Annotated in this window: 24 protein-coding genes and 1 pseudogene; 11 read left to right on the top strand and 14 right to left on the bottom strand. The window is 66.2% G+C overall.

Annotated features, from left to right (window positions below):
- Positions 1–6: 6 nt before the first annotated feature.
- From AB0L82_RS14045 to AB0L82_RS14070, 6 genes are all read right to left on the bottom strand, one after another.
- Positions 7–477 carry a GyrI-like domain-containing protein gene (locus tag AB0L82_RS14045; protein ID WP_364635142.1) on the bottom strand — a complete coding sequence of 157 codons (471 nt, stop codon included), beginning with the start codon at positions 475–477 and terminating at the stop codon, positions 7–9.
- Positions 478–573: 96 nt separating this feature from the next.
- On the bottom strand, positions 574–729 hold the full coding sequence (locus AB0L82_RS14050; RefSeq protein ID WP_364635145.1) for a hypothetical protein: 156 nt from the start codon (positions 727–729) through the stop codon (positions 574–576).
- An 11-nt stretch (positions 730–740) separates the two neighbouring features.
- On the bottom strand, positions 741–1,385 hold the full coding sequence (locus AB0L82_RS14055; protein ID WP_364635148.1) for a TetR/AcrR family transcriptional regulator: 645 nt from the start codon (positions 1,383–1,385) through the stop codon (positions 741–743).
- Between the two features lie 104 nt (positions 1,386–1,489).
- Positions 1,490–2,869, bottom strand: coding sequence for an AarF/ABC1/UbiB kinase family protein (locus tag AB0L82_RS14060; RefSeq protein WP_364635151.1), 1,380 nt, complete (start codon positions 2,867–2,869; stop codon positions 1,490–1,492).
- A gap of 69 nt (positions 2,870–2,938) precedes the next feature.
- A complete protein-coding gene (locus AB0L82_RS14065) occupies positions 2,939–3,895 on the bottom strand; it encodes a hypothetical protein (protein WP_364635154.1) in 957 nt (318 codons plus the stop codon).
- A gap of 6 nt (positions 3,896–3,901) precedes the next feature.
- Positions 3,902–4,120: a hypothetical protein gene (locus AB0L82_RS14070; protein WP_364635157.1), complete on the bottom strand. Its 219-nt coding sequence runs from the start codon at positions 4,118–4,120 to the stop codon at positions 3,902–3,904.
- 78 nt (positions 4,121–4,198) lie between these two features.
- Here AB0L82_RS14070 and AB0L82_RS14075 point away from each other — a divergent pair.
- Positions 4,199–4,306: pseudogene (locus AB0L82_RS14075) on the top strand (TetR family transcriptional regulator); the annotation flags it as partial.
- A 136-nt stretch (positions 4,307–4,442) separates the two neighbouring features.
- On the opposite strand, the gene AB0L82_RS14080 reads toward AB0L82_RS14075, so the two are convergent.
- Complete coding sequence (locus AB0L82_RS14080; RefSeq protein ID WP_364635160.1) at positions 4,443–6,047, bottom strand: NAD(P)/FAD-dependent oxidoreductase; 1,605 nt, start codon at positions 6,045–6,047, stop codon at positions 4,443–4,445.
- Positions 6,048–6,354: 307 nt separating this feature from the next.
- Here AB0L82_RS14080 and AB0L82_RS14085 point away from each other — a divergent pair, with 307 nt between their 5' ends.
- A complete protein-coding gene (locus AB0L82_RS14085) occupies positions 6,355–7,923 on the top strand; it encodes an NAD(P)/FAD-dependent oxidoreductase (protein WP_364635163.1) in 1,569 nt (522 codons plus the stop codon).
- On the opposite strand, the gene AB0L82_RS14090 is transcribed toward AB0L82_RS14085, so the two are convergent.
- Entirely contained in the window at positions 7,884–8,879 is a 996-nt protein-coding gene (locus AB0L82_RS14090; RefSeq protein ID WP_364635166.1) for a helix-turn-helix transcriptional regulator, read from the bottom strand. The two genes, AB0L82_RS14085 and AB0L82_RS14090, sit on opposite strands and share 40 nt — an antisense overlap.
- A gap of 310 nt (positions 8,880–9,189) precedes the next feature.
- On the opposite strand from AB0L82_RS14090, the gene AB0L82_RS14095 reads away from it, so the two are divergent.
- A complete protein-coding gene (locus tag AB0L82_RS14095; protein WP_364635169.1) occupies positions 9,190–10,245 on the top strand; it encodes a hypothetical protein in 1,056 nt (351 codons plus the stop codon).
- A gap of 24 nt (positions 10,246–10,269) precedes the next feature.
- On the opposite strand, the gene AB0L82_RS14100 is transcribed toward AB0L82_RS14095, so the two are convergent.
- The gene (locus AB0L82_RS14100; protein WP_364635172.1) at positions 10,270–11,682 is read right to left on the bottom strand and encodes an NlpC/P60 family protein; all 1,413 of its coding nucleotides are present in this window, start codon (positions 11,680–11,682) and stop codon (positions 10,270–10,272) included.
- A gap of 356 nt (positions 11,683–12,038) precedes the next feature.
- Entirely contained in the window at positions 12,039–12,602 is a 564-nt protein-coding gene (locus tag AB0L82_RS14105) for a DUF6676 family protein (RefSeq protein ID WP_364635175.1), read from the bottom strand.
- Between the two features lie 257 nt (positions 12,603–12,859).
- Here AB0L82_RS14105 and AB0L82_RS14110 point away from each other — a divergent pair, with 257 nt between their 5' ends.
- Positions 12,860–15,652, top strand: a complete 2,793-nt coding sequence (locus AB0L82_RS14110) for an aconitate hydratase (RefSeq protein WP_364635178.1) — start codon at positions 12,860–12,862, stop codon at positions 15,650–15,652.
- A gap of 186 nt (positions 15,653–15,838) precedes the next feature.
- Positions 15,839–16,405, top strand: coding sequence for a helix-turn-helix domain-containing protein (locus tag AB0L82_RS14115; protein WP_364635181.1), 567 nt, complete (start codon positions 15,839–15,841; stop codon positions 16,403–16,405).
- Between the two features lie 4 nt (positions 16,406–16,409).
- On the opposite strand, the gene AB0L82_RS14120 is transcribed toward AB0L82_RS14115, so the two are convergent.
- Complete coding sequence (locus AB0L82_RS14120) at positions 16,410–16,916, bottom strand: MarR family transcriptional regulator (protein ID WP_364635184.1); 507 nt, start codon at positions 16,914–16,916, stop codon at positions 16,410–16,412.
- A gap of 155 nt (positions 16,917–17,071) precedes the next feature.
- Between AB0L82_RS14120 and AB0L82_RS14125 the strand changes: the two genes are divergently transcribed.
- The 4 genes from AB0L82_RS14125 to AB0L82_RS14140 all read left to right on the top strand — a co-directional run bounded on the left by AB0L82_RS14125 (position 17,072) and on the right by AB0L82_RS14140 (position 19,700).
- Positions 17,072–17,485, top strand: coding sequence for a cupin domain-containing protein (locus tag AB0L82_RS14125; protein WP_364636085.1), 414 nt, complete (start codon positions 17,072–17,074; stop codon positions 17,483–17,485).
- Between the two features lie 196 nt (positions 17,486–17,681).
- Positions 17,682–18,098: an acyl-CoA thioesterase gene (locus AB0L82_RS14130; RefSeq protein ID WP_364635187.1), complete on the top strand. Its 417-nt coding sequence runs from the start codon at positions 17,682–17,684 to the stop codon at positions 18,096–18,098.
- Positions 18,099–18,268: 170 nt separating this feature from the next.
- Positions 18,269–18,730: a hypothetical protein gene (locus tag AB0L82_RS14135; RefSeq protein ID WP_364635190.1), complete on the top strand. Its 462-nt coding sequence runs from the start codon at positions 18,269–18,271 to the stop codon at positions 18,728–18,730.
- A gap of 10 nt (positions 18,731–18,740) precedes the next feature.
- Positions 18,741–19,700, top strand: a complete 960-nt coding sequence (locus AB0L82_RS14140; protein ID WP_364635193.1) for a hypothetical protein — start codon at positions 18,741–18,743, stop codon at positions 19,698–19,700.
- Between the two features lie 147 nt (positions 19,701–19,847).
- Here AB0L82_RS14140 and AB0L82_RS14145 read toward each other — a convergent pair whose 3' ends face one another.
- A complete protein-coding gene (locus AB0L82_RS14145) occupies positions 19,848–20,099 on the bottom strand; it encodes a helix-turn-helix domain-containing protein (RefSeq protein WP_364635196.1) in 252 nt (83 codons plus the stop codon).
- An 87-nt stretch (positions 20,100–20,186) separates the two neighbouring features.
- Entirely contained in the window at positions 20,187–21,596 is a 1,410-nt protein-coding gene (locus tag AB0L82_RS14150; RefSeq protein WP_364635199.1) for an APC family permease, read from the bottom strand.
- A 116-nt stretch (positions 21,597–21,712) separates the two neighbouring features.
- Between AB0L82_RS14150 and AB0L82_RS14155 the strand changes: the two genes are divergently transcribed.
- Positions 21,713–22,336, top strand: coding sequence for a TetR/AcrR family transcriptional regulator (locus AB0L82_RS14155; RefSeq protein ID WP_364635201.1), 624 nt, complete (start codon positions 21,713–21,715; stop codon positions 22,334–22,336).
- A complete protein-coding gene (locus AB0L82_RS14160; protein WP_364635204.1) occupies positions 22,337–23,509 on the top strand; it encodes a P1 family peptidase in 1,173 nt (390 codons plus the stop codon).
- 1 nt (position 23,510) lies between these two features.
- On the opposite strand, the gene AB0L82_RS14165 is transcribed toward AB0L82_RS14160, so the two are convergent.
- Positions 23,511–25,142 (bottom strand): ABC-F family ATP-binding cassette domain-containing protein, encoded by a 1,632-nt coding sequence (locus AB0L82_RS14165; protein WP_364635207.1) that lies wholly within the window; start codon positions 25,140–25,142, stop codon positions 23,511–23,513.
- Positions 25,143–25,180: the final 38 nt, after the last annotated feature.

Raw genomic sequence — 25,180 nt, forward strand, 5'->3', positions numbered from 1 at the left:
ACGACCTCACTCGGCGATCGGCCAATTCAGTTCCGTACGAAGATCATTGGGATCCATCTCCGGCGACGGCTCGGTGACGTACACCTCCCAGCGCTGATCCGCGCCGGTCAGTCCCTGGCTCTCGACCCACGCCACCAGCCGGGCCCACGAAGCGCCCAGCCCGTCGAAGCCACCCAGGTGCACGAGCCGCGCGACCCGGCCGCCGGGCAGCGCGCCCGCGAATACCGCGCCATCGGGCTGCACCGCGCCGTCGACCGCGAATCCCACCTCCACATCGATCGGATCCGTGATCGGCCCGCGATAGAGGCCGAATGCGGGCCCGGCGATCGCGACCTGCTGTGCGGCGACGGTCTTGGCCAGCGCACCGAACGAGGCATCGTAGAAATCGCGCAGGCCCGCCATGGGCACGGTCGCGCGGACGGCCGCCGTGACGGCGGGATCGAGGGTGACGAGTTCGGGGGCGGGTACAGCGGTCATGGTTCTCCTCCGTAAGGACTGGACGTGCTCACCACTTGCGACGGAACGGCGGAACGAAATTCATCGGTCGCGGCGGCCGCGATCGACGGCCACCGATCAGGCGGGCAGTCCGACCAGATCGGCCATCGGGTTCGTCTTGTGATCGAAACAGTCCTCGACGGCATTGATCGTGCCGGCGCACCGAGCGATTCCCGACTCGGGAAAGTGCCGATACAGCACCGAGGCCGTGCGGAGCATGAACGCCGGATTCACATCGCGCGGTATCACCCGGCGGACGCACCGCCCACCGCCGCGCCCAGCCGCTGCAACCAGAATTCGATTGTCGCGGTGAGGATGCTGCTGGATCGGCCGGGCGGGGTCAGCCCGGTCACGCCGCCCGCCGCCAGGCCGATGCCCGCGGCGAGCACACCGTGCACCCCGTCCTCCAGCAGTTGCCCGGCTTCGGCCGCGCTCTCGGGCAGATGGTCCAGGATCAGCACCCGGCCCGAATCCACCAGTCGCGCACACGCTTCGACGGCGCGGGCCTGCTGTGCCGGATCGCGCAGCACGCTGATGCCGTATTCGGCGGCCAGGATCAGGGGCGCGTTGTCGTTGACCAATTCCCGGTCCCACCAGGTGGCGATGGCGTCCAGGCGCTGTTCCAGCGATCCGTCGGTGGCGGCGATCGAATTGGCCAGCCGCGACATTCGCGCCGTCGCCCAGCTGCGCAGCACTTCGAGGCAGAGCGCCTCCTTGCTGTCGAAATTGCTGTAGACCGCGCCGATGGTGCGACCGGCCTCGGCGGCGATCGCGGCCAGGGAGGTGGCGTGGTAGCCGTCGGCGTAGAACAGGCGTTCCGCGGCCTCGATCAGCTCTTCCCGCGTCAGTGCCTGGCTTTCGGCCCGGGTCAGCACCTTTCGAGCGGCCACACTTCCTCCGTTGTCAGTTATGGGCGGGCGAGAATACCGCGCATTCCGGGTACTGACATTATCCGGATTTGTGCAATTGGCCAACGCCACGCCGATCGCTGTGTTCACACGCCCTTTCCGGCGCTCGCCCGCCGCGCCAGCGTGCGGCCGATCTCGGTGACCGGTTCATCGCCGTAGACCCACTCCCGGGCGATGCGATGCCAATTCCGGGTCGCCACCAACTGCCCGAGAAGTCCGAAGGTCAGGAAGTCCGCGCGCCGCGAGAACACATGCTCGGGCGGCAGCATCTGATGCCGCATACCGCTGGACTCGGCCAAGCGCGGATCCACCGCGGCCAGCAGCGCCCCGGTGGCCAGATCGGGGGTGACGGTGAGCTCCTGATCGGCCAGATTCCATTCCGATGCGGCCCAGATGTATTCGAGGCACTGCACCGGATCCACCCCGGCCGCCGGATCGACGATGCCGCGCGCCAGCAGCAGGGCGTACAGATCATCGGCGCGATGCTCCACCGCCGCCCGCGCCACCTGCCGCTCGAATTCGATATCGGCCGGACCCATGCGGTTGTAGAGACCGAAATCGATGAATCCGACCCGACCATCGGACGCCAGCAGCACATTGCCGGGATGCGGATCTCCGCAGAACTCACCGCGCTCGAACAGCGATCCGATATAGAAGCGATAGATCACCTCGCCGATATGGTCGCGGTCGGGGGCGGACAGAGTTTGCATGTGCCCGAACGGTTTCGAGGTCAGGTACTCGGTGACCAGAATCCGATCCGAGCAGTGTTCGAGCACACTGTCCGGCACCACGATGTACGGATGCCCGCGATAGTGCTCGGCCACCAGCCGCTGGGTTCGCGCCTCACGGCCATAGTCGAGTTCGGCCTCCAGGTTGCGGGTGATCTCGTCGATCAACGCGCTACTGGACAGCGCCGGCCACATGGACTTCCAGAGTTTCACGAACAGCGCGAGATTGCGCAGATCGGACCGGACCGCCTTCTCCACGCCCGGATACTGCACCTTGACCGCGACTTCGCGACCGTCGCGCAGCACCGCCCGGTACACCTGGCCGATCGACGCCGACGCGATCGGCTCCTCGTCGAAATCCCGGAAAACCCTGGTGAGCGAGCCGTATTCGGCCTCGAGCACGCCGCGCATAGTCGAGAACGGCATCACCTCGGCCTGATCGCACAGCAGCGCCAGCTTGGCGCGGAACCGCTCCCGATGCGATTCGGGCACCAGATCCAGATCGATCACCGCGAGCATCTGGCCGAGTTTCATGGCCGCGCCCTTCATATTGCCGAGCACGTCGACGAGCTGTTCGGCGCTGTCCAGGGTCGAACGGCGCGAGAGCACCTCACGGGCATGTTCCGAACGGCCGATCATGGACAGCCGGGCGGTCGCGCCCCGCGCGGCCTGTCCGGCCGCGAGCATGCCGAGTTTGCGACCCCGGGCCACCCGGCCCTTCGGAACCCGCTTGACCATGGGCATCTCCTCGAATCCTGCTGTCGGTACAGCGCCTGGCCGCGATGCTCGGCGCTCGCGGAGCGGCTGTCAATTGTGCGATTGCCTGGTACGCAGCCGATCCGCGAACGCGATCAGCCGCCGTACCGAGGCGGCTCGGCGCTCGGTGGTGGCGGCCTGTTCCAGGGTCGCGGTGCTCGGCAGGTCCGGTGCGCCCGCCAGCACCCGCGCGGTCTCATCGGGCAGATATCCGACCACATCGAGCAGTTCCGCGATGGCCCCGGCGCTGACAGCGAGACCGCAGATACGCGAAACACCCTCGGCGTCTTGGGTTTCGAACAGCATCCTGCTCATCGGACCCGCGAACTCGTCATCCACCCGGGCGAGCAGCGATAGCGCCGCGACCAGTACGTCGGGCCTCCCGGACGCTCCCAGTGCGACAACCCGCGCCCGCCGCTCGGGTGACACCGTCCGCAGAATGCTGTTCAGGACCTCCGTGCGCGACACCATGGACCCGGTGAGCACGATGGCCTCATCGTCCTGGACATGGTTTTCGAACGCCCGGATCAAATCATCGGTGGCATGTTCGACGAACCGTGCGGCGGTGAGATAGTCCCGGCGGCGCAGCAGTTCGTCGGCGGCCGGAATCAGCAGGGCGAAAGGCAATTTCGGCGCGAAGAAGGGGATTACACGCGGGTCGACATAGGGTGCGGCATCGGCCAGATAGCCCGGTGGCATCCTGCCCATCAACCCGGCCGCACGGTGCTGATGATCCATTCCGATCGCGCCACCACCGCGGCCCGCCACCTCCGGCGGAATAGCCTTGACCGCCACCGTCGCGGCGACCGCGTCCGGCACCAGCTGAGCCAGCTTGCTCACCCGGGCGAAAACCGTTGCCAACGAATCGAACAGCGCGTCGGACATGCGCTTGCGCAATGCCTCGACCTTTTCCGCGCCCAGCCGTTCCAGACCGCTCAGCGCGGCAGGTTCGACATCGAGCAGTTGCGCCAGCATCGTGATCTGGGCGCGAGTCACCAAGTCGGCCATGGCTTCTCACTTTCCGAACAGAATCGAGCGAGTTGGGATCCGCAGGAAGCGCGGCAGCACCTTCATGGCGTCGTCGATCGCGTGATCGAGACTGCGGCGTTGCGCGGTTCGCGCTTGCCGCAGCAGCCCCAGCAATTGCTCGGATTCGGCCGCCGTCAGCGCCGCCAGTACCTCATCGTCGGGTCCCCCCAGTGCGGCCCGCAACGCGGCGTGCGAATCAGGCACCGTCGTACCCCCTTCCGCGATCAGCCTCAATACTGGAATAGCACCACTATTCACATAGCAGTATTATACCGATAGCGGGTGGCGTCAACCGGCTATCACGCCACCTCGATAGCGACGATCGCCGCAGCGGCCGGGCGCACCATCGGCGCGCTGTACAGCAATTTCGACAATAGGGAAGCGCTCTGCCTCGGCAGTGCCGCCGAGGTGATCACCGCCGAGGAATCCGCACAGCTGCTCGGCGATACCGCCGAACTGTGGATCCGGCGAGCGCGGGACACCCTTCAGCCACCGGCACGGGACTGAAGGGTATTGCGCCCGAACCCTATTCGCCTGCCGCGCGGGCGGGTACGGGCGATGCGCCATTGGAGCTCGCGGCCGAATCCGCTGCGGCAGAACTGGATACGGCACGGAAGGTGTAGTCCTGCCGCGGGTCGAAGCGCTCGCTGTGGTCCCAGAGCGAATCCCGGAAGCCCCGGGACGGGCGCAGAATCGGAGCCTCACCCCGGTCATTGAAGAAGTAGCTGCGCACGTGATGCCGCTTGAACTGCCGTTCGACCAGATACTCCTGCGCGACCTGCGTGAAGGGGCTGCCGGTCATCATCTCGTGCCACACATCGTGCGCCCGCTGTGTCACCTCGGCGACCTGTGCGCCCTGATCCCGCGCGGCGGCGATGACCCGGGCCGCGTGCAGCGCCGAGCTTTCCATCATGCTCACCCACGTCACGCCGTTCCACCCGTACGGACCGTAGAGGAACCAGCGGTTCGGCAGTTTGGGGATCGTCACCCCGGCATAGGCTTGCATTCCGTTGGCGCGGTAGAACTCTCCCAGATCGAACCCGTCGCGGCCGGTGACCGCACCGACCGGGAACGCCTCGGGATCCGAGGCGACGTTGAATCCCGTGGCCAGCACGACCATGTCGTAGTCGCGATTAACGCCGTCGGTGGTGCGAATACCGGTTTCGGTGAAGCGTTCGATCGGCGTGGTCAGCAGGGTGCCGTTATCGCGGCTGAAGGTTTGCAGAAACCCGCGGCCGAAGGTCGGCATATTGGCCATCAGGCCGTGCTTGGGGACGAGGGCGCGACGGGCCTCGCGATCGGTCACCTGGATTTTCAGGTACAGGCTGTACGCCGCGCGCAGTACGGTTTCGAGGCCGGTGATCAGCGCCATCGCGGCCCGCTTGGGGATGCGCTCGGCCCCGACGACCAGGGCTTGGTACACATACCAATTCGCCATATAGGCCAGGGTGTGGAAGCGCGGTGATCGCATGAGCCGCTGGCCGATACGGCCGAAAGCGAAGTCCGGCTTGGGAAAACACCAGGTCGCGGTGCGCTGGTAGACATCGAGCTGGGCGACGTCCGGAGCGATCGACGGCACGATCTGCATCGAACTGGCCCCGGTGCCGATGACCGCGACGCGTTTGCCGCGGTAATCGTAGGAGTGATCCCATCCGGCGGAGAGCATCACCTTGCCGGTGTAGCGCTCCACATCGGGGATGCCCGAGTTCGAACGGGGTTCGAGGAAGAATCCGGTCGCATTGAGGACGTAGCGCGCGGTCAGCGCCTCACCGCCGGTCAAATGCAGTGTCCAGAAACCGTTTTCGTCATCCCACACCTCGCGTTCCACCGAGGTGCCGAAGCGCGCGCGGTCGTACAGTCCGTGTTCGCGCGCGACGCGCTGGCAGTACTCGCGCACCTCGTCACCGGGTGCGAACACCCGCGACCACTGATTGGGCGCGAAGGTGAACTCGTATGAGGTGGACGGGACGTCGAGGGCGACGCCCGGATAGGTGTTCGCGATCCAGGTGCCGCTGAAATCGCTTCTGCGGTCCAGGATTACGAAGTCGTCGATACCCGCTCGGCGCAGCTGGCAGCCCGCGGCGATACCGCCGACACCCGCTCCGATCACCGCGGCTTCGACATCGGGCACGGCCCGCGCTACCGCTCGTTTTCTGGTGTTAGACGCCAATGTCCTGACTTTCCTGATTGACCTTCGCTCGTCCCCCGGCGGATCCCGAGGCGATGAGCCTGCCGCAGGGGCGCTCACACCACCCGAACATCGAAATAGTACAACTATCCGAATAGTCAATCAATTCGTATTTCACCGCTATCCTCCTAGCGGCCTGGACCGCACACTCGAAGCTCTCTTGCGATCTCATTGCTATCCAGATAATCTCGATATCCAGCGACCCGGATGGCCATCGAGGGACTCCGGGGCTTCAGAGGAGAGTTCTGCAATGTCGCAAGTCTTCACTCATCAATCGCCGATCGAATATCCGCAGTACGAGGTCGCCGTTATCGGGGCCGGGCCGGGCGGTATCGCGGCCGGTGCGAAACTGCGCATGAGCGGAATCGACGATATCGTCCTCCTCGAGCGTGCCGATGACGTCGGCGGCAGCTGGCATGAGAATCAATATCCGGGCATCGCCGTGGACGTGCCGTCGACCACCTACCAGTACTCCTTCGCGCGAAACCCCAACTGGTCCAGGTTCTTCGCCTACGGGCCGGAGGTGAAGCGGTACCACGCCGATATCGCGCGGCGCTACGGGCTGTACGAGAAGACCCGCTTCAATTCCGATGTGGTGCGGGAGATTTGGGACGATGCCGGGAAGTTCTGGGCGCTGCATCTTCGGGACGGCTCGATCGTCACCGCGAGATTCCTGATCAGCGCGATCGGCGCGTTCGTGCGCCCCAAGGACGATGTCGGCATTCCGGGCGCGAATTCGTTCCGGGGCAAGATCCAGCGCCCGACCTCGTGGGATTACGACTACGACATGGCGGGCAAGGCCGTCGGCATCATCGGCACCGGGGCGAGCGCGGTGCAGATCGTGCCCGCCATCGCACCGGAAGTCGGCTCGCTGACGGTATTCCAGCGCACACCGGTCTGGTCGGTTCCCAAGCCGGACTTCGTGGTGCCCAAGGCCATGAAGACGGCGCTCGCCGTCCCCGGTGTATCGGCGACCATCAACGGCGTCGCGTTCGTCGTGGTGGATCTGTTGCTGCGCATGGTCTCCCGCTCACCGATGCGCGTATTCCGGCCCGCCGCGGACAAATTCGACGCGTGGATGATCGCGGGCTACGGCTGGTACGTCCGGCGGGTGGTCAAAGATCCGGACACCGCCGCGAAACTGAGCCCAGGCTTCGGCGTGCTGGCCAAGCGCCCGACCATGTCCACCGGATACCTCCCCGCCTACAACCGGGATAACGTCACCCTGATCACCGACCCGATCGCCGAGATCACCCCGACCGGCGTCCTGACCGGAGACGGCGTACTGCACCAGCTCGACGCCCTCATCCTCGCCACCGGCTACGAGGTGTTCTCCGATCCCGAAACCTACACCCCCGGAACGATTATCGGCCGCGACGGCTTCGACCTGGCCAAGTTCTACCGAGAGGAAGGTCTGCAGGCCTACCAGAGCGTCTCGGTCCCCGGCCTCCCCAACCGCTGGACCCTGGTCGGCCCCTACTCCTGGAGCGGCACCAGCTGGCACGCCTTCGTGGAGACCACGGCCGACCACGCGGTGCGCGCGATTCGCGAAACCCGTTCGCGCGGTGCGGATGTCTGCGAGGTCCGCAAGGAGGCCGCCGACGCCTACCACCGCAGGATCTACCGGCAGGCCGAAGGCGTCCGCTACTACCTCTGCGAGCTCAACGCCCACGTCCCCACCTACTACCGCAACTCCCAGGGCGACAGCACATATATCCGCCCGGAGAGCTTCTTCGCCGCCCGCCGCCAGACCCGCGAGTTCCCCCTCGACGACTACCGTTACGAGACAGCCGATTCCGGCGCTTCCGTACCGGGTTGAGCCCGCGTGCCGAGCACCCGCGCGCGCATCTGGACCGGGGTCAGCCCGTAATACTCCCGATAGGCTTCCCGGAATCGGCGCGTGCTCGGAAAGCCTTCCTCGAAGGCGATCCGGTCCATATCGACCGGTAGCGCCACCAACAGTCGGCGATGCGCACGCTCCACACGGATCGTGCGCAACAGCGCACCCGGCGACGGATACCCGGAACTCCGCATCACCTTGTACAGAGTTCGCTCACCGATCCCCAGCATCGCGGCAATGGCCTCCGGCGTCACCCGGGGATCATGCGCGTGCGCCTCGATCAGACGGCGCGCGCGTTCGGCATCCAGTGCCCGGCGGCCGGATCCGACACCCGGCGACGGATTCAGCGCACCATCGAGCAGGGTCAGCGCGCTGGTACAGGCAACGCTGAAATCCGCTGCCGTCCAACCCTCTTCCTCGACCAGCGTGCGCACCTGACTCCGGAGCGCGCGCACCAGTGGACGCTTCTCATCCAGCGCGAGCGGCCCGGTCTCGGCGCGAGCCGGATCAACCGATCGCTCCGGCACCGTCAGGATCAGCGCGCTGATGGTCTCACTGTGCGTCATCCACAGTGGCCGGCCCCAGTGGAAGAAACACACCCGCCCCGGCTCGAAGACCTCCCGAGATTCCCCCTGCTCGAACATGAATCGCCCGTCGAGCGGTATCAGCAGGCGATAGCTGTTGTCCCCATCGCACCGCACATCCCGCCGCGACCGCTGGTAATCGAGCGCGCCCGAGGTGAACCGCACGACTTGAAACTGTCCGACATTCTGCGCGTACGCGTCCGAATTGAACTCCCCCGCACCGAATCCCAGCCCCACCGACCCCTGCCGCCGGTACAGATAGTCACTCCACGACCCCGCCGCATCGTCGGCATCGGTCGAAAACCGCTCCGACAGGTACTCCGCGTCCGCCGCACCGCCGTTCTCATGCACGCGCGGCAGCATAGCGGGCGGAAAACGACCGTGACTGGGCGAGAAAACGGTAGAACCGCCGAGTCGACGGAACCTAGTGTTCGAGAGGCACTTTCGATTCCGGCCAGCGAACGATTTCTCGGCCTCCGTTCGGAGGGGAAGGCCGAGGAACGGCCGAACAGCGGTGCCCGCCCGCGATACCGCGCGCGGGCACCCTGCCCGCTCCCACCCCTTCACGACCCGGCTCGAAGCATGACGATCGCCGTATCCTGGTGTGGGCCGAGGTCGCGTGATCGACGGAATGATCGTGAATGAAGCGGGGTGGTGCGGTATGACTCGCATGCGGGTATCGCGTGTCACCGGTGTGCTGGAGCGCGGCAAACAGGATCGGGAGACGGTGGCGAATGCCGTCGAGTTGGCGCGACGCCTGGGCACGGTATTGCCCGGCCTCGACCCGACTGTCGCGGGATTGCTGCGGCTGCTGGCACGACGATTGTCCGAACAACGACAGTACGAACAGGCCCTGGCAGCCGCCGAAGAGGCGGTGGCGCTCTGCCGCCGCGAAACCGCTACTCGGAGAGCCCGTTTCGATCTCCAGCTGGTGTGGGCGCTCATCGTGCGGGCGGATATCCAGGACGACCTTGGACGTGGACACCAGGCGGCGGCCGCGGGCCGTGAAGCGGTGGCGCTGTGTCGATATCGGCTCCCCGATGACCCGCGCCGCTTCGGACCCGCTCTGCTCGCCGCACTGGATATCGTCGCCAGATCCCTCAACGCGGCCGACCAGCCCCACGAAGCGCTCCCCTTCGGCGAAGAGCACGCCCGAATCCTGCGCCGCCTGGCCTCCCGTCGCCCGCAGTACAACCTCGCCCTCGCCGCGGCCCTGCACCAGCTCAGCGTGTACTCGGCGGGCACCGGAGAGAACGCGAACGCATTGCGCGCCATCGATGAATCCATCCGGCTCTACGAGGGTCTCCAGGATCGAGAACCGGGTTCCGCCACAATGCAATTGGCCACGGCCACCGAGAACCGCGAGCTGTTCCTGGATCGGCTGGCGCGATCCGGGCACGTGGTTCTCGGCCCGTACCCGCTCTGCGCCATGTGCGAACAGACCAACGGCGGCCTGATCGCCGTCGAACATCGTCAACTCCATGTCCGGGCCGCGGGACGCGAGTCCTGCGTCGACCATCGCCTCAGCGAAATCATCCCCGCCCTCTGGAATCGCGGTTGCGATACCAGATCCTCCTGCCAGGACGCGAACGGCGCGGCGATGGTCGTCCCCGTCGCCGGACAGGCCGATTTGGCCGTACACATCCTGTCGGACTTGGGCATTCACGCCTATTCGCTGGACGGCGAGGTGTACTTCCCCCTGCCACCCGCCCCGTGAGATCCAGGTGCTGCGGCAGTGCGGTCAGGAGATGAGGCGGACGGCGTAGGGCATGATGCCGTCTTCTCGGACCGCGGAAACCCGGACCACGTCACCGGATTGCGGGGCTTCGATCATTTTGCCGTCGCCTATGTAGAGGGCGACGTGCTGGGAGCCTCCAGGACCCCAGAAGAGCATATCGCCGCGTTCGCGGTCGGAGACGGGGACTCGGGAGCCCATGGTGTATTGGTAGCCGCTGTAGTGCGGGAGGGAGACGCCGATACCGGCGAAGGCGTAGATCATCAGGCCGGAGCAGTCGAAGCCGGTTTTGTTGTAGTCGCCGTAGCGGTCGGCGGTGCCGCCGTCGCGGATGCCGAGGGTGGCGCCGTCCTCATCGCCACCGCCCCAGGCGTATTCGACGCCGAGCTGGGCCATGGCGCGGTCGACGACGGTTTCGACGAGGTTGGCGCGATTACCGCTGGGGCGGGTGAGGGTGTAGCGGGGCGGGGGCGGGGAGTTGCCGAGCTGAGTGTGCGGGCGGTGGCCCGATGCGGCAAGGGAGGCAAGGTCATTGGCGGCGCGGTCGGCGTTGACGCGAGCTCCGGCGGCGACGGCTGCGGCGCGAGCCGCGGCTTCGTCCTTGCGGCGCTGATCATCCCACGCCAGATAGGCATCGCGCTGGCCCTGCAGGCCGGCGACCTGGGAGCGCGCGGTGTCCAGTCGCTGCTGGGCCGAATCGCGTTGGGACAGCAGGGTGTTGCGCTGTGCCGCCTGCTGGTCGAATTCGGATTGCGCCGCGGCGACGGCGTTCTGGGCGTCGGTCTTCTTCACCTCGGCATCGGCGGCCGCGGCATCGGCGGCCTGCTGCGCCTGCTTGGCGAGTGAGGTCTTGTTGGCCTGATCAACCTGCGCGCGCCGCAGCCCCTCGACCACCTGCTGCTGGGTCTGCGAAGCGATGGTCAGCACCTGCGCGCGGGCGAGCGCGATCTCCGGACTCGGCGCGGCCATGTAATTGATCAGCGAGGTGGATCCCGGTCGCATGTAGACCTGGGCCACGTACTTGTCGAATTGCCGATGCGCGTCACCCACGTGCACTCCGGCATCGGTGAGCTCGCGCTGGCAGCCCGCGACGGCCTGTGCCGCGGTATCGGCGGCATCGCGCGCGATCTGTAAATCGACCAGCGCCTTGTTCACGGCTTCGCGGCGCGCGGCGACGGCGTCGTCGAGCAGTTGCAGCTGTTGTTCGGCGGTGGCGACCTGATTGATCAGCGCACCCACCTCGCCGACGGTGGCGTCGACATTCGCGCCCGCCTGGGCGATCTCACTATCGCTGGGATTGGGCGGTGGCGGCGGTGTGGCATGGCCGGTGGTCACTCCGACCGTCACCACGATCATCGCCGCCAGCAATTCCGTGGCGACTCGAACCGGGCGCATGTGTCGTTTCGCCGGTTTTCGCATCGCACCTCCCTGGTTCCCAATCTGGCCCCGGGGAACACCTCACGAGTCTCATGGAACATTCCTCTACCACTGGAAACTCGAGACCCGCCTGACACTTCTTCCCCAACAGCGTCGTTGCGAAACCGTACGACACTTCAGCCACAGGTTGAATCAGCCACGCGGGAATGACTTGAAGGCAATTCAGACGTTGCCAGCCATTAGCCGGTTTGGGCTGGGATTACCACACGACCGGCGGCCGACCGGCCGGAAAACCTTCCGGCCGTCAGCGACGCACCCGCGAATGAGACTGGGCCCTGGCTCGAGTCGGCCGGGCGGCACGATCGAGCACAGGGCCCAGATGAGAAAAGGAGAGGGGATCAGGCGACAGGAGTGCGCGGACGCTCCGGCGCGGGCACCGGCGGCTTATCCGCCCCGGCCCGCTTGACCTTCACCGCGTACAGCCCGCCGATCATGGCGACCAGCGCGATCACCGCGACCAGCGTGATCACGGTCCAGGACACCGTCTCGGGCTGCTCCAGCCGATCCACGAACGCCTGCGCGGCATCGGTGGTGTGATCGGGCCCGCGATATTTGGACTTGTCCTCGGCCCATTCCAGCCGCGCCCGCGCGAAACTGTCGCTGAAGGTGCCGACCCAATCGTCGCTGAACACCACCACGGTGCCGTGCTGGGTCTGCCCCACCTCGGTCGCCAGATCGCGCAGATTCGCTTCGATGCCCGGGTTGCCCTGCACCACAACGATGTTGAGATCGATGCCGTGTTCGCGCGCATCGGCGGCTATGGCCGCGAGCGCATCCTGCTTGCGATCCTTGGGTGCGGCGACGTGATTGTCGGCCAAATCGAGCAGGATCGACTTCAGGTCTGTGTTGGGCGGTAGTTCCGCCTTCATAGGCGTGAAAACCGAGGCGCGCGGAACGGTCACGAACGCACAGTACTGGACTACATGTCCCATCACCGCACCGCGGCACGCCGTAAGCTGCGACTGTCCCGCTGAATGAACCTCGCACCACCGCGGCGCAGGACCCGGGTGATCGGCTCCGGGCCGCTCGGGGACCTCCCCGATGCGCTCACAGGACAAGCGTACTGTTAGGGTGAAGTACGGACGAGGCCTGCGCCTCGACGAGCCACCGGCACAGCCCCGCCGATGGCCCTCCCATTCACAGACGAGTGGAGCTGACAGTGACGAGTATTGATTCCTTCGGCGCCAAGGGCACCCTCGAGGTCGGAAGCAACTCCTACGAGATCTTCCGCCTCGCGGCCGTACCCGGCACCGAGAAGCTGCCCTACGCCCTCAAGGTTCTCGCCGAGAACCTTCTCCGCACCGAAGACGGCGCGAACATCACCGCGGACCACGTCCGCGCGCTCGCGAACTGGGACCCGTCCGCCGAGCCGGACACCGAGATCCAGTTCACCCCGGCCCGCGTGATCATGCAGGACTTCACCGGTGTGCCCTGCATCGTCGACCTCGCCACCATGCGTGAGGCCGTCACCACCCTCGGCGGCGATCCGAGCAAGGTGAACCCGCTCTCCCCCGCCGATATGGTCATCGACCACTCGGTCATCCTCGACGTGTTCGGCACCGCCGACGCCCTCGAGCGCAACGTCGACCTGGAGTACCAGCGCAACGGCGAGCGCTACCAGTTCCTGCGCTGGGGCCAGGGCGCGTTCGACGACTTCAAGGTCGTCCCGCCGGGCGTCGGCATCGTGCACCAGGTGAACATCGAATACCTGGCCCCCACGGTCATGGTCCGCAACGGCCAGGCCTACCCCGACACCTGTGTCGGCACCGACTCGCACACCACCATGGTCAACGGCCTGGGCGTGCTGGGCTGGGGCGTCGGCGGTATCGAGGCCGAGGCCGCCATGCTGGGCCAGCCGGTCTCCATGCTGATCCCGCGCGTGGTCGGCTTCAAGCTGACCGGTGAGATCAAGCCCGGCGTCACCGCCACCGACGTGGTGCTCACCGTCACCGACATGCTGCGCAAGCACGGCGTTGTCGGCAAGTTCGTGGAGTTCTACGGCAAGGGCGTGGCCGAGGTTCCGCTGGCGAACCGCGCCACCCTGGGCAATATGAGCCCCGAATTCGGTTCCACCGCAGCGATCTTCCCGATCGATGAGGAGACCATCAACTACCTGCGCCTCACCGGCCGCAGCGATGAGCAGCTCGCGCTCGTCGAGGCGTACGCCAAGGAACAGGGCCTGTGGCACGACGCCGACAAGGAGCCCGCGTACTCGGAGTACCTGGAGCTGGACCTGAGCACCGTGGTGCCGTCCATCGCCGGCCCGAAGCGTCCGCAGGACCGAATCCTGCTGTCGGACAGCAAGAACGCGTTCCGCAAGGACATCCGCACCTACACCAACGATCCGGTCCCGCACACCGCGCTGGACGAGGCGATCGAGGAGTCCTTCCCGGCCAGCGATCCGGTCGCCTCGGGCACCGCGTTCGACGAGACCCCGGTTCCGACCGCCGCCAACGGCAATGCGGGTCGCCCGTCCAAGCCGGTCAAGGTCTCCGATCCCGAGCGCGGTGACTTCGTGCTCGATCACGGCGCCGTCGTGGTCGCGGGCATCACCTCCTGCACCAACACCTCGAACCCGTCGGTCATGATCGGTGCGGCGCTGCTGGCCCGCAACGCGGTCGAGAAGGGCCTCGCGTCCAAGCCGTGGGTCAAGACCAATATGGCCCCGGGCTCGCAGGTCGTCTCGGATTACTACGAGAAGGCCGGCCTGTGGCCGTACCTGGAGAAGCTGGGCTTCTACGTCGGCGGTTACGGCTGCACCACCTGCATCGGCAACACCGGTCCGCTGCCGGAGCAGATCTCGGCCGCGATCAACGACAACGACCTCTCGGTCACCGCGGTGCTCTCGGGCAACCGTAACTTCGAGGGTCGTATCTCCCCCGACGTGAAGATGAACTACCTGGCCTCCCCGCCGCTGGTCATCGCGTACGCGCTGGCGGGCACCATGGACTTCGACTTCGAGGTCGACGCCCTGGGCCAGGACTCCGACGGCAACGACGTCTTCCTGAAGGACATCTGGCCGTCCCCGCAGGAGATCGACGACACCATCAAGTCGGCGATCAGCCGGGATATGTTCACCAGCTCCTACGCCACCGTCTTCGACGGCGATCAGCGCTGGCAGGGCCTGAACACCCCCGAGGGCGACACCTTCGCGTGGGACGAGAACTCGACCTACGTCCGCAAGGCGCCGTACTTCGAGGGCATGTCGATGGATCCGAGCCCGGTCACCGATATCAAGGGCGCTCGTGTGCTCGCGCTGCTCGGCGATTCGGTCACCACCGACCACATCTCCCCCGCCGGTCCGATCAAGCCGGGCACCCCGGCCGCGCAGTACCTGGACTCGCACGGTGTGGCGCGCAAGGACTACAACTCGCTGGGTTCGCGTCGTGGCAACCACGAGGTGATGATTCGCGGCACCTTCGCGAACATCCGGCTGCGCAACCAGCTGCTGGACGACGTCTCGGGCGGTTACACCCGTGACTTCACCCAGGAAGGCGGCCCGCAGGCCTTCATCTACGACGCCTCGCAGAACTACCAGGCCGCGGGCATCCCGCTGGTCGTGCTGGGCGGCAAGGAGTACGGCTCGGGTTCCTCGCGTGACTGGGCCGCCAAGGGCACCAGCCTGCTGGGCGTCAAGGCCGTCATCACCGAATCGTTCGAGCGCATCCACCGCTCCAACCTGATCGGCATGGGCGTTGTGCCGCTGCAGTTCCCGGCCGGCGAGTCCGCCGCGTCGCTGGGCCTGGACGGCACCGAAACCTTCGATATCGAGGGGATCACCAAGCTGAACGAGGGTGTGACTCCGAAGACCATGAAGGTGACCGCCACCAAGACCGACGGCACCAAGGTCGAGTTCGACGCTGTCGTGCGCATCGATACCCCCGGTGAGGCGGATTACTACCGCAACGGTGGCATCCTGCAGTTCGTGCTGCGGAACATGATCCGCGGCTAGTTCGGCTCCACACGACTCGGCTGGGAAGGGCTGTTTCACGGCCGAGTCGTGGTGGCGGGCAACGGTTTTCCGTGATCCCGCCGCGCGGTCCGCAAGGGCCGCTTCGCTCGTCGCTAGTGCGGGATTTCCGCACCGGTCGTTCATGATCGGTGCGGAGATCCCGCACATCCCGTTTCGGAGGAGTCCATGCCCAAGGTCAGTGACGACCACCTCGCCGCCCGCCGCAGCCAGATTCTGGACGGGGCACGCAGCTGTTTCGCCGAATACGGTTACGAGGGCGCGACCGTGCGTCGGCTGGAAGAGGCGACCGGTCTGTCCCGGGGCGCGATCTTCCATCACTTCCGCGATAAGGACGCACTGTTCCTGGCCCTGGCCCAGGAGGACGCCGGTCGTATGGCCGAGGTGGCCGCGAACCAGGGTCTGATCCAGGTGATGCGCGATATGCTCGCGCGCCCCGAGGATTTCGATTGGCTCGGAACGCGTTTGGAGATCGCGCGCCGCCTGCGCAACGATCCCGAATTCCGGGCCAACTGGGAGGAACGCTCGGTCGAGCTGACCGCTGCGACGGTCGCGCGCCTGGAGCGCCGCAAAGCCGAAGGCGCGCTGCGCGACGACGTCCCCACCACGGTCCTGCTGGGTTACCTGGACCTCGTACTGGACGGCCTGATCGCCCGCATCGCCTCCGGCCACGCCAATGACAACCTCGCGGCCGTCCTGGATGTCGTGGAAGCCTCTGTGCGCCGCAAGAATTGACGCCCTAGTCGCCGCGCTCCAGATCCGCCAGCAACAATCGGGTGATTCGATCCAGATCCTTGCGATCCTTCGCGGAGAGCACCGACAGGATGCGGGTCTCGTTGTCCACGTGTTCGGTGATCACCAGATCGATGAGTTCGAGGCCGCGATCGGTGAGCGCCACCCGGATCGCGCGGCGATCGCCCGCGTCCGCGATGCGGCGCACCAGTCCCGCCTGTTCCAAGCGGTCCAGGCGGCCCGTCATGCCGGCGCGCGAGAGCATCAGCGTATCGGCGAGCACCGAGGGGTTGAGCTCATAGGGCTCCCCCGAACGACGTAGCGCCGCAACCACATCGAACTCGCCGCGCTGCAATCCGTGTGCGGCGAAGACCTCTTCGATCTGCCGCCCGGCCACGATGGAGAGCCTGCCGAGCCGGCCGATTATGGCCATGGCCTCCAGGTTCAGGTCGGGTCGTTCGCGATGCCACTGCGCGGTGATGGTGTCGACCGCATCGGATTTCGTCTCACCCATGGACAGCATCTTATTCGCTCCTATATAGTTCGATAGCGAACTATAACCCATCGAATAATTCGGAGCTTGCCATGAACACCACCTCCCGCCCCGTCGCCATCCGCCAGCCGCACGAGGCCGAGACCCTGGGCACCGACAGCGTCACCATGCGATTAATGCTGGACGCGAACGAGACCGGCGGTTCGGTCAGCACCCTCGAGGTCACCATGAAGCAGGGCGCGGACGGTGCCGCTCCGCACTTCCACACGCTCTCCGATGAGCTGTTCTACGTCGCCGACGGCGAACTGCAGGTGCTCGCGGGCGATCGCATCGTCACCGTCGCGGCGGGCGGCTCCATCGTGGTGCCCAAGCTCATGCCGCACGCCTTCGGCGCGACGCCGGACAGTTCGGCCCGCATCATGATCGCGCTCATGCCGGGCGTGCAGCGTTTCGAGTACTTCCGCACCCTGGATCGGATTGCCAAGGGCGAATCCGGTTTCGAGGAACTGGCGAAAGCGCAGGAGGAGTTCGACAACCATTTCGTGGACGCCCCGCAGTGGTGGGCCGAGCGCAATGCCAACCGCCGCTGAACGTCGCGCGGCCGAACATTGAACGCATACCGGTCGGCCGCCCACGCTCCTGCCCGACCAATTGCACAGCGGCGCGCCAACCTGCGGCAATACACCCGCGGCGAGATCGGCCGCGGGTAGCCCGGCAATCGCCGGATTGTGCCGCAGACCACCGAATTTCCGGAATGCGCGACCGAATGCCCGGGTTGTTCGGTTCATGGCTTTCTCCGTACCGGTCACCGTTCGCGGCTATGAACTCGATATCAACGGCCACCTCAACCAGGCCGTGTACCTGCAGTACGCCGAGCACGCGCGCTGGGAGATGTTGCGGGCGGCCGGGACGCCGGGCGAGAAGCTGGTCGCCGCCGGGATCGGACCGGTGGTGCTGGAGAACAACATCAAGTACTTCCGGGAACTGCATCTCGGTGATGAAGTGACCGTGAGCTGCGAATTCGAATGGCAGGGCGGCAAGGTTTTCACCATGCGCCAGCTGATCCGCAAGCTGGACGGAACGGTGTCCGCGGAGATCACGGTGATTGCCGGGATTATGGATCTGAAGGCTCGCAAGCTCGTTTCCGATCCGGGTGCCGCACTGCGAGGACTCGCCGAATCGCCCGGGACACTTGGACTCTGATTCGCGCTCGGGGTAGCGAAAAAGTCTCAGGCTGAGCGGTTTCCGACGCCTCGGTAGGGTTTGCCGGAGCGTTGGAAATATTTCGTTGCGAACCGTTTCAGCGGCGTCGCGGGATATGATTCAGATCAAGCTCGGCCCCGCAGCAAATCCCGAGCAGATCGGAGTTAAGCATGACCGGCGCCCTCCATCACCTCGCGTCAGCGCATATCGACGCTACCGCGCCACCGCTATCTGGCTATCTCGTAGCATCCACCGAGCGGTTCATCAGTGTGCGCGTCTCCGACGGCACCTGGACCTTCCGCAGGGCAGATGTTCTGGACCTCACCGCAAGGGAAGTTGTGGCGCCGCAAGGAATCTGCGAGGGCAGCCCGGTTTTCGTGCGAGTACGCAACGGCACCACAGCGGATTTCACGCAGCGGCGCCGCGTCGAACTCACCGAGCGCCCGCCCACCATTCCGGCCGACTACTCCCCCGCTCGCGGTGACGAGGAACTACAGGCGCTCACCGAGGCCTGGGCCCGCGGCCTGGAACTCACCGCTCATCCCGGCGTCGGCGGCGCCACCATGACCTGCTGCCAAACCCGATCGCTGCACGGCAGTGATGACGGCATAGCCGCCGACAGTCTCGACTGACGGGGCCCAGATGCCCGCCCGCACAACGGGTTCGGTACTCGTAGTCACCGAAGCCGACGACCTTCACGGCGATGCGCTCGCCGCCACCCTGCGGAAGCACCACGCGCTCAGTCCGATTCGGCTCGATATGCGCGACTTCCCCCGGGAGAACGGTACTTTCCGGGTGAGCCGGGACGGCACCTCGCGCAGCCTCTCCCATGTCCTCGGGCTCGACGCGGTCTCCGCGGTCTGGTGGCGACGACCGCATCCGTGCGCGGTGCCCGGCAGTCTGCGCAGCGATGACGACGCCTACCGGCAGGCCGAATGCGACGGCTTCCTACAGGGTCTGCTCTGGTCCATGCCCGCGCTGTGGGTGAACGATCCGGGGGCCGATCGGACCGCGAATCGTAAACTGGTGCAATTGGAAACGGCCTACCGCGCCGGTTTCGCGGTGCCGGAGACGCTCATCACCAATGATCCCGACGAGGCGCGCTCGTTCATCGATTCGCGGCCCGGGCCGGTGGTGTTCAAGCGCACCGGCACCGGCCGCGGCGCGTTCACCGAGACCCGGCTGGTGACCCCGGCGGATACCGATCTGCTGCGCGGAATCCGCGACTCCCCCACCATTTTCCAGGACTACATCCACGCCGAATGCGATCTGCGGATCGTCTGGGTGGACGGTATCGAGTGGGTGGTGCGGATCGATTCGCAATCCGGTGTGGGACGGGTGGATTCGCGCCTGGACACCTCGGTGGCCTTCACCGCGGACCGGTTGCCCGCCTCGGTGAGCAAATCGCTGACCACGCTGATGGGCGCGCTCGGATTGGCTTTCGGCGTGCTGGATCTGCGCGTGGGCCGGGACGGCGAGTTCTGGTTCCTGGAGGTGAACCCGCAGGGCCAGTTCGCCTATCTCGAGATAAAGACCGGTCTGCCGATCTTCGAGAGCCTGGCCAATCTGCTGGTGCTCGGCGACGGAACCGTCACCGACTAGCGGCCGCGTGCGTCGCGACCGCGGCCATGCCGGATCCACCGGTGTCCGCGATATCGGTGAGCGGCCGTCCCACCTCGCCGGTGGCCGCACGATATCGCAAGTGGTCGAACGGTTTTCACCGCCGACCCACTTCCGACCCGGTGTCGATTACTTGCTGCCGGCCTTCGCCGCCGCCTTCCGGCGGTTCGCACCACCACGGCTGCGGAGTTGCACATGCGACTCCACCAGCACATTGTGGATGAAACCGTACGAGCGGCCGGTCTCCCGGGCCAGGGAGCGAATGCTGGCCCCCGCTTCGTACTGTTTCTTGAGCTGGGTTTGCAGGCGGTCTCGCGACTTTCCCGTCACGCGTGTGCCTTTACCCAATACGGCTTTACCCTGTGCGGGCCTGTCACTCATGACTTCCTCCGAGTCGCCGTGGGCGCCTCATTCCAGGTTAGAGACTCGGACGGCTGTGATCAATGAATCATTGTGATCGGAGTCACCTCAGGTCTCGGCGATCGGATCGGGCAGTACCCATCGATCGGCGGCGCGCGGACGGAGATAGCCGAGGTAGTAGGCGAATCCGAGCACCAGCGTGACCCCGGCGACGACCAGTTGCGAGGCCGAATCGCGACCCAAACTATAAGCGGCATAAACCATCACGCCGATGACGAGCAGCGGCGGCAGCGGCCACAGCGGCATCCGGTAGGTGCCCGTGACCCTTTCGCGGCGCACCCGCAGCGCCGCCAGCGCGACGAAGAAGTAGACCACGATCAATCCCGCGCCGGTCGCGGTGATCAACCAGTTCAAAGGCAGTGTGGCGGCGGCGATCGCGGCGATGGCTCCGGTGACGAGCGTGGCGGCGACCGGTGTCTGCCAGCGCGGGTGCACACCGCTCAGGGCGCGGTCGATGGGATCGGGCCAGCTGCGATCGCGGGCGGAGGCGAAAATCAGGCGCGCGATCTGCAGGATGATGGCGATCACCGCGTTCACGATGGCGATCGCGATGGCGACGCTCACCAGGGTGTTGATCGCGGAACCGCCGCGCGCGGTCAGGAAATAGTTCAGTGGGGCCGCGCTGGTGAGCAATTCGTCCATCGACGGCGCGCCCAGCACGACGGCCGCGAGCGGCACGATCTCGATCACGACGGTCGCGGCCAGGCACACCATGATGACCCGCCCGATGGTCCGGGAGGCGTTCTTGGTCTCCTCGGCGTAGTAGACCGCGGCCCCGTAGCCGTTGAATGCGAACAGCGCCACGGGAATCAGCGGCACCAGCGCGCTCGCCCCGACGTGTTCGAGCCCGTCCGTTCCGGCGGTCATTGCCCGAAACCATTCGGAGGGACCACGTTCCACATTCGCGAAGCCCAGGAACACCAGGACCGTGATGGCCGCGACCTCGATGGCCAGGAATACCCCGGTGACCCAGGCATTGGTCTTGATATTGAGTACCGCGACGCCGGTCGTCACCACGATCACCCCGACGCCGACCCATTTGCCGCTCAATTGTGAAAAGGCCACGCCCAGATAGTCTCCGGTGCCCAGTGCGATCACCGCGATGATCAGCACGCCGTTGACCAGCGTCAGCAGGAACAGCGCGAATCCCATGGGCCGTCCCAATAGCCGTGCCGCCCAGGTGTATTCACCGCCGGTGATCGGATAGCGCGCCGCCAGTTCGGCATAGCACAGACCGACGAAGACCGACACGATCGCGGCGATGCCCAGGGTGAGCACCGACGCGCCGCCGACCGCCAGCAGGATCGCCGGAATGATGATGAACACGCTGGAGGCCGGTGTCACCGCGGACAGGGTGATGAGGATGTTCTCGCCCATGCCCAGGGCACGCGAGAGTTGCTGACGGTAGCTGGTGGTGGTTTCGTCGGCATCGCGACCGGCGGGAACGGGAGTGGTCATGACCGGACCTTTCTTTGACTTACAATCAAAGAATGAGCTGGAGTCGCTGGCAATACCTGGTTTTCGACGTAACAATCACTTAACTGGCTGTCAATGAATACAGCGGGAGGGCAGTTATGGCACGACGGAAGGATCAGGAGCGGGCGCGGCGCACGATTCTGGACGCGGCTCTGGCCACGGTCGTGGACCGCGGCGTCGGCAAGGTCCGGATTCGCGATGTCGCCGAGTTCGCGGGGGTGTCCCCGGGCACGGTGCACTACTACTTCGAGGATCTGGAAAATCTGCTGCGCACGGTGCATCACGAGGCCAGTGACCGGTTCTTCACCGCTCGCCTGGAGATGGTGACCCAGATCGCCGATGCGCGCCGCAAGATGGGCGCGCTGATCTGGGCCGGGCTACCGGCCTCCGATGCCGACACGCTGGTGGTCGCGCTGTACCGGCTGGAGGGGTACACCAATCTCGCGCCGCAGCACGGGGATCTGATCACCTCGCTGTTCGACAAGCAGGTCGCGGTCTATCTGAACGCGCTGGAAGTCGGTGTGGCGCAGGGTCATTTCCTCATCGACGCGCCGGTGCTGGACGTGGCCGCCAATCTGGTGGCGCTCGAGGACGCGTACGGGCTGCACATCGTGAGCGGCAATCGCACCATGACCAAGAACCGCGCCGCCCAGCTGATCTGCTCGTACGCCCGCACCGCCACCTGCTGCCCCGAGATAGTCACACCGCCGAAGGAGCTGTAAATGTCCGATACCCAAGCGTTTTCACCCGATGGACGGCCGCGGGCGCGGGCATTGGGCATCGAGCCGGGCGGTCGCCCCGGGCCGTGGAACGCCATCACCGATGTGCCGGGGGTCGAAGTCGGCTATCGCACGCTGATTTCCGGCGACGGGCCGCTGCGGCGCGGTCAGGGCCCGGTGCGCACGGGGGTGACCGCGATCCTCCCGCGCGGGCGCGCCGGTGTCGGCAGGCCGTGCGCGGCGGGCCGGTACGTGCTCAACGGCAATGGCGAAATGACCGGCACCGCATGGATAGACGAGGTGGGTGAGCTGACCATGCCCATCACCATCTCCAATACCCATGCGATCGGGCCGTGCCACAGCGGGACCATCGAATGGATCAATCGAACGCATCCGGAATGGGCGCGGCAGTGGCTGCTACCGGTGTGCGCGGAGACCTGGGACGGGTACCTCAATGACATCAACGGCGGGCATGTGACGCCGGAGATCGTCATCGAGGCCCTCGATGCCGCGGAATCCGGTCCGCTTCAAGAGGGTTCGGTGGGCGGCGGCACCGGCATGAACTGCTACGCGTTCAAGGGCGGCAGCGGTACCGCGTCGCGGCTGGTCGATTTCGGTGCGGAGACCTATACGGTCGGGGTCTTCCTGCAGGCGAATTTCGGTTCGCGCCAAGAACTCACGATCGCGGGGCGGCGCATCGGCGATCGGATCGGCACGGGCAATCCGCAGGAGACCACGGCGTGGGGCACCGCACCGGACAGTTCCCCGGCCGCTCCCGGCGGTGCGGGCTCGGTCATCGTCATCGTGGCAACCGACGCGCCTTTGCACGCGCTGCAATGCACGGCGATGGCGCGTCGAGTGCCATTCGGCTTGGCGCGCACGGGAACCACCGGCAGTCTGTTCTCCGGTGATCTGTTCCTGGCGTTCTCGACCGCCGATGACCGGCCCTCGGAAACCGGTTTCCCCGTGGGGGATCCGAGCGCCGACGAGATGATCACCACGACCCGGCTGCCGTGGAATCGCATGGACCGCTTCTATGCGGCCGTTGTCGACGCGGTCGAGGAGGCGGTACTGAACGCGCTCATCGTGAACTCGGATATGACCGGGCGCGACGGACACTTCTCCCCCGCGCTCCCGCATGACCAGCTGAAAACGCTGCTGACCGAGGCACACTGACTCAGGCGAGCTGGATGAGCTCCAGGTAATCCTGCGACCAGTGGTCCTCGGTGCCGTCGGGCAGCATGATGACCCGCTCCGGGTTGAGCGCCTCGGCCGCGCCCGGATCGTGGGTGACCAGGACGACCGCGCCCGCATAGCTGCGCAGCGCGTCCAGGACCTGCTCGCGCGAGATCGGGTCGAGGTTATTGGTCGGCTCGTCCAGCAGCAGTACGTTCGCGGCCGAGGACACCAGCCCGGCCAGCGCCAGACGGGTCTTCTCACCGCCGGACAGCGTGCCCGCGGGCTGGTCCAACTGCGGTCCGGAGAACATGAACGCGCCGAGCAGTCCGCGCAGATCCTGTTCGCCCGCGTCGGGTGCGGCGTGCCGGATGTTCTCCCACACGCTGGCGTTGTCGTCGAGGGTGTCGTGCTCCTGCGCGAAGTAGCCCACCTTGAGCCCGTGGCCCGGCACCAGCGTGCCCGCGGTGGGCTGTTCGGCCCCGGCGAGCAGGCGCAGCAGCGTGGTCTTACCCGCACCGTTCAGACCCAGGATGACCACGCGGCTGCCGCGGTCGATGGCCAGATCCACACCCGCGAAAATCTCCAGCGAGCCGTACATCTTGGTCAGGTTCTCCGCCATGAGCGGGGTCTTACCGCAGGTCGCCGGGTTCGGGAACTTGATGCGGGCGACCCGGTCGGCCACGCGCAACTCATCGACCTCGGAGAGCATGCGCTCGGCGCGCTTGATCATCTGATGTGCCGCTGCGGCTTTGGTGGCCTTGGCGCCGAGCTTGGCGGCCTGCTGCTTGAGTGCGCTGGCCTTCTTCTCGGCATTGGCGCGTTCGCGGCGGCGGCGCTGTTCATCGGTGGCGCGGGCGTCGAGGTACTTCTTCCAGCCCATGTTGTAGATATCGGCCTCACCGCGCACGGCGTCGAGGAACCACACCTTGTTGACCACGTCACCGAGCAGTTCGACATCGTGCGAGATGACGATGAGCCCGCCCTCGTGGTTCTGCAGGAATCCGCGCAGCCAGGTGATGGAGTCGGCGTCGAGGTGGTTGGTGGGCTCGTCCAGCAGCAATGTGGTGTCGGACTTGCCGCCGCTGCCGTCCGAGGCGGCGAAAAGGATGCGCGCCAATTCGATTCGACGCCGCTGACCACCGGACAGCGTGCGCAGCGGCTGGGCGAGCACCCGATCCGGCAACCCCAGGCTGCTACAGATCCGCGCCGCCTCACTCTCGGCCACATATCCGCCCAGCGCCGAGAACCGGTCCTCGAGCTGCCCGTACTTGCGAACGGCCTTATCCCGGGCGGCATCATCGGCCACCTCGGCCATGATGGTCTGCTGCTTCTCCATATCGCGGATCAGCGTGTCCAGCCCCCGCGCCGACAGCACCCGATCGCGCCCGAGCACATCCAGATTGCCCTCACGCGGATCCTGCGGCAGATAGCCCAAATCGCCCGAACGAATCACCTTGCCCGCGTAAGGTTCTCCCTCACCGGCAAGAATGCGCAACGTAGTGGTCTTCCCGGCGCCGTTCCTGCCGACCAGCCCGATCCGATCACCGGCCTGCACCCGCAGCGCCGGCCCGGGCGCCGTCAACAGGGTGCGGACTCCGGCCCGGACCTCCAGGTCGGTCGCGGTGATCACAGACGGTCTCCTCGTGCGGTGGTGTGCTGACAGATAAC

The organism is Nocardia sp. NPDC052001, assembly GCF_040680615.1.
In the GTDB taxonomy this organism is placed as follows: domain Bacteria; phylum Actinomycetota; class Actinomycetes; order Mycobacteriales; family Mycobacteriaceae; genus Nocardia.

What these genes read in the sequence shown, in the direction of transcription:
- AB0L82_RS14045 (WP_364635142.1), bottom strand. Translation starts at nt 477, where the DNA reads ATGACCGCTGTACCCGCCCCCGAACTCGTCACCCTCGATCCCGCCGTC.
- AB0L82_RS14060 (WP_364635151.1), bottom strand. Translation starts at nt 2,869, where the DNA reads ATGGTCAAGCGGGTTCCGAAGGGCCGGGTGGCCCGGGGTCGCAAACTC.
- AB0L82_RS14065 (WP_364635154.1), bottom strand. Translation starts at nt 3,895, where the DNA reads ATGGCCGACTTGGTGACTCGCGCCCAGATCACGATGCTGGCGCAACTG.
- AB0L82_RS14085 (WP_364635163.1), top strand. Translation starts at nt 6,355, where the DNA reads ATGTCGCAAGTCTTCACTCATCAATCGCCGATCGAATATCCGCAGTAC.
- AB0L82_RS14095 (WP_364635169.1), top strand. Translation starts at nt 9,190, where the DNA reads ATGACTCGCATGCGGGTATCGCGTGTCACCGGTGTGCTGGAGCGCGGC.
- AB0L82_RS14100 (WP_364635172.1), bottom strand. Translation starts at nt 11,682, where the DNA reads ATGCGAAAACCGGCGAAACGACACATGCGCCCGGTTCGAGTCGCCACG.
- AB0L82_RS14115 (WP_364635181.1), top strand. Translation starts at nt 15,839, where the DNA reads ATGCCCAAGGTCAGTGACGACCACCTCGCCGCCCGCCGCAGCCAGATT.
- AB0L82_RS14120 (WP_364635184.1), bottom strand. Translation starts at nt 16,916, where the DNA reads ATGGGTGAGACGAAATCCGATGCGGTCGACACCATCACCGCGCAGTGG.
- AB0L82_RS14125 (WP_364636085.1), top strand. Translation starts at nt 17,072, where the DNA reads ATGCTGGACGCGAACGAGACCGGCGGTTCGGTCAGCACCCTCGAGGTC.
- AB0L82_RS14130 (WP_364635187.1), top strand. Translation starts at nt 17,682, where the DNA reads ATGGCTTTCTCCGTACCGGTCACCGTTCGCGGCTATGAACTCGATATC.
- AB0L82_RS14135 (WP_364635190.1), top strand. Translation starts at nt 18,269, where the DNA reads ATGACCGGCGCCCTCCATCACCTCGCGTCAGCGCATATCGACGCTACC.
- AB0L82_RS14140 (WP_364635193.1), top strand. Translation starts at nt 18,741, where the DNA reads ATGCCCGCCCGCACAACGGGTTCGGTACTCGTAGTCACCGAAGCCGAC.
- AB0L82_RS14145 (WP_364635196.1), bottom strand. Translation starts at nt 20,099, where the DNA reads ATGAGTGACAGGCCCGCACAGGGTAAAGCCGTATTGGGTAAAGGCACA.
- AB0L82_RS14150 (WP_364635199.1), bottom strand. Translation starts at nt 21,596, where the DNA reads ATGACCACTCCCGTTCCCGCCGGTCGCGATGCCGACGAAACCACCACC.
- AB0L82_RS14155 (WP_364635201.1), top strand. Translation starts at nt 21,713, where the DNA reads ATGGCACGACGGAAGGATCAGGAGCGGGCGCGGCGCACGATTCTGGAC.
- AB0L82_RS14160 (WP_364635204.1), top strand. Translation starts at nt 22,337, where the DNA reads ATGTCCGATACCCAAGCGTTTTCACCCGATGGACGGCCGCGGGCGCGG.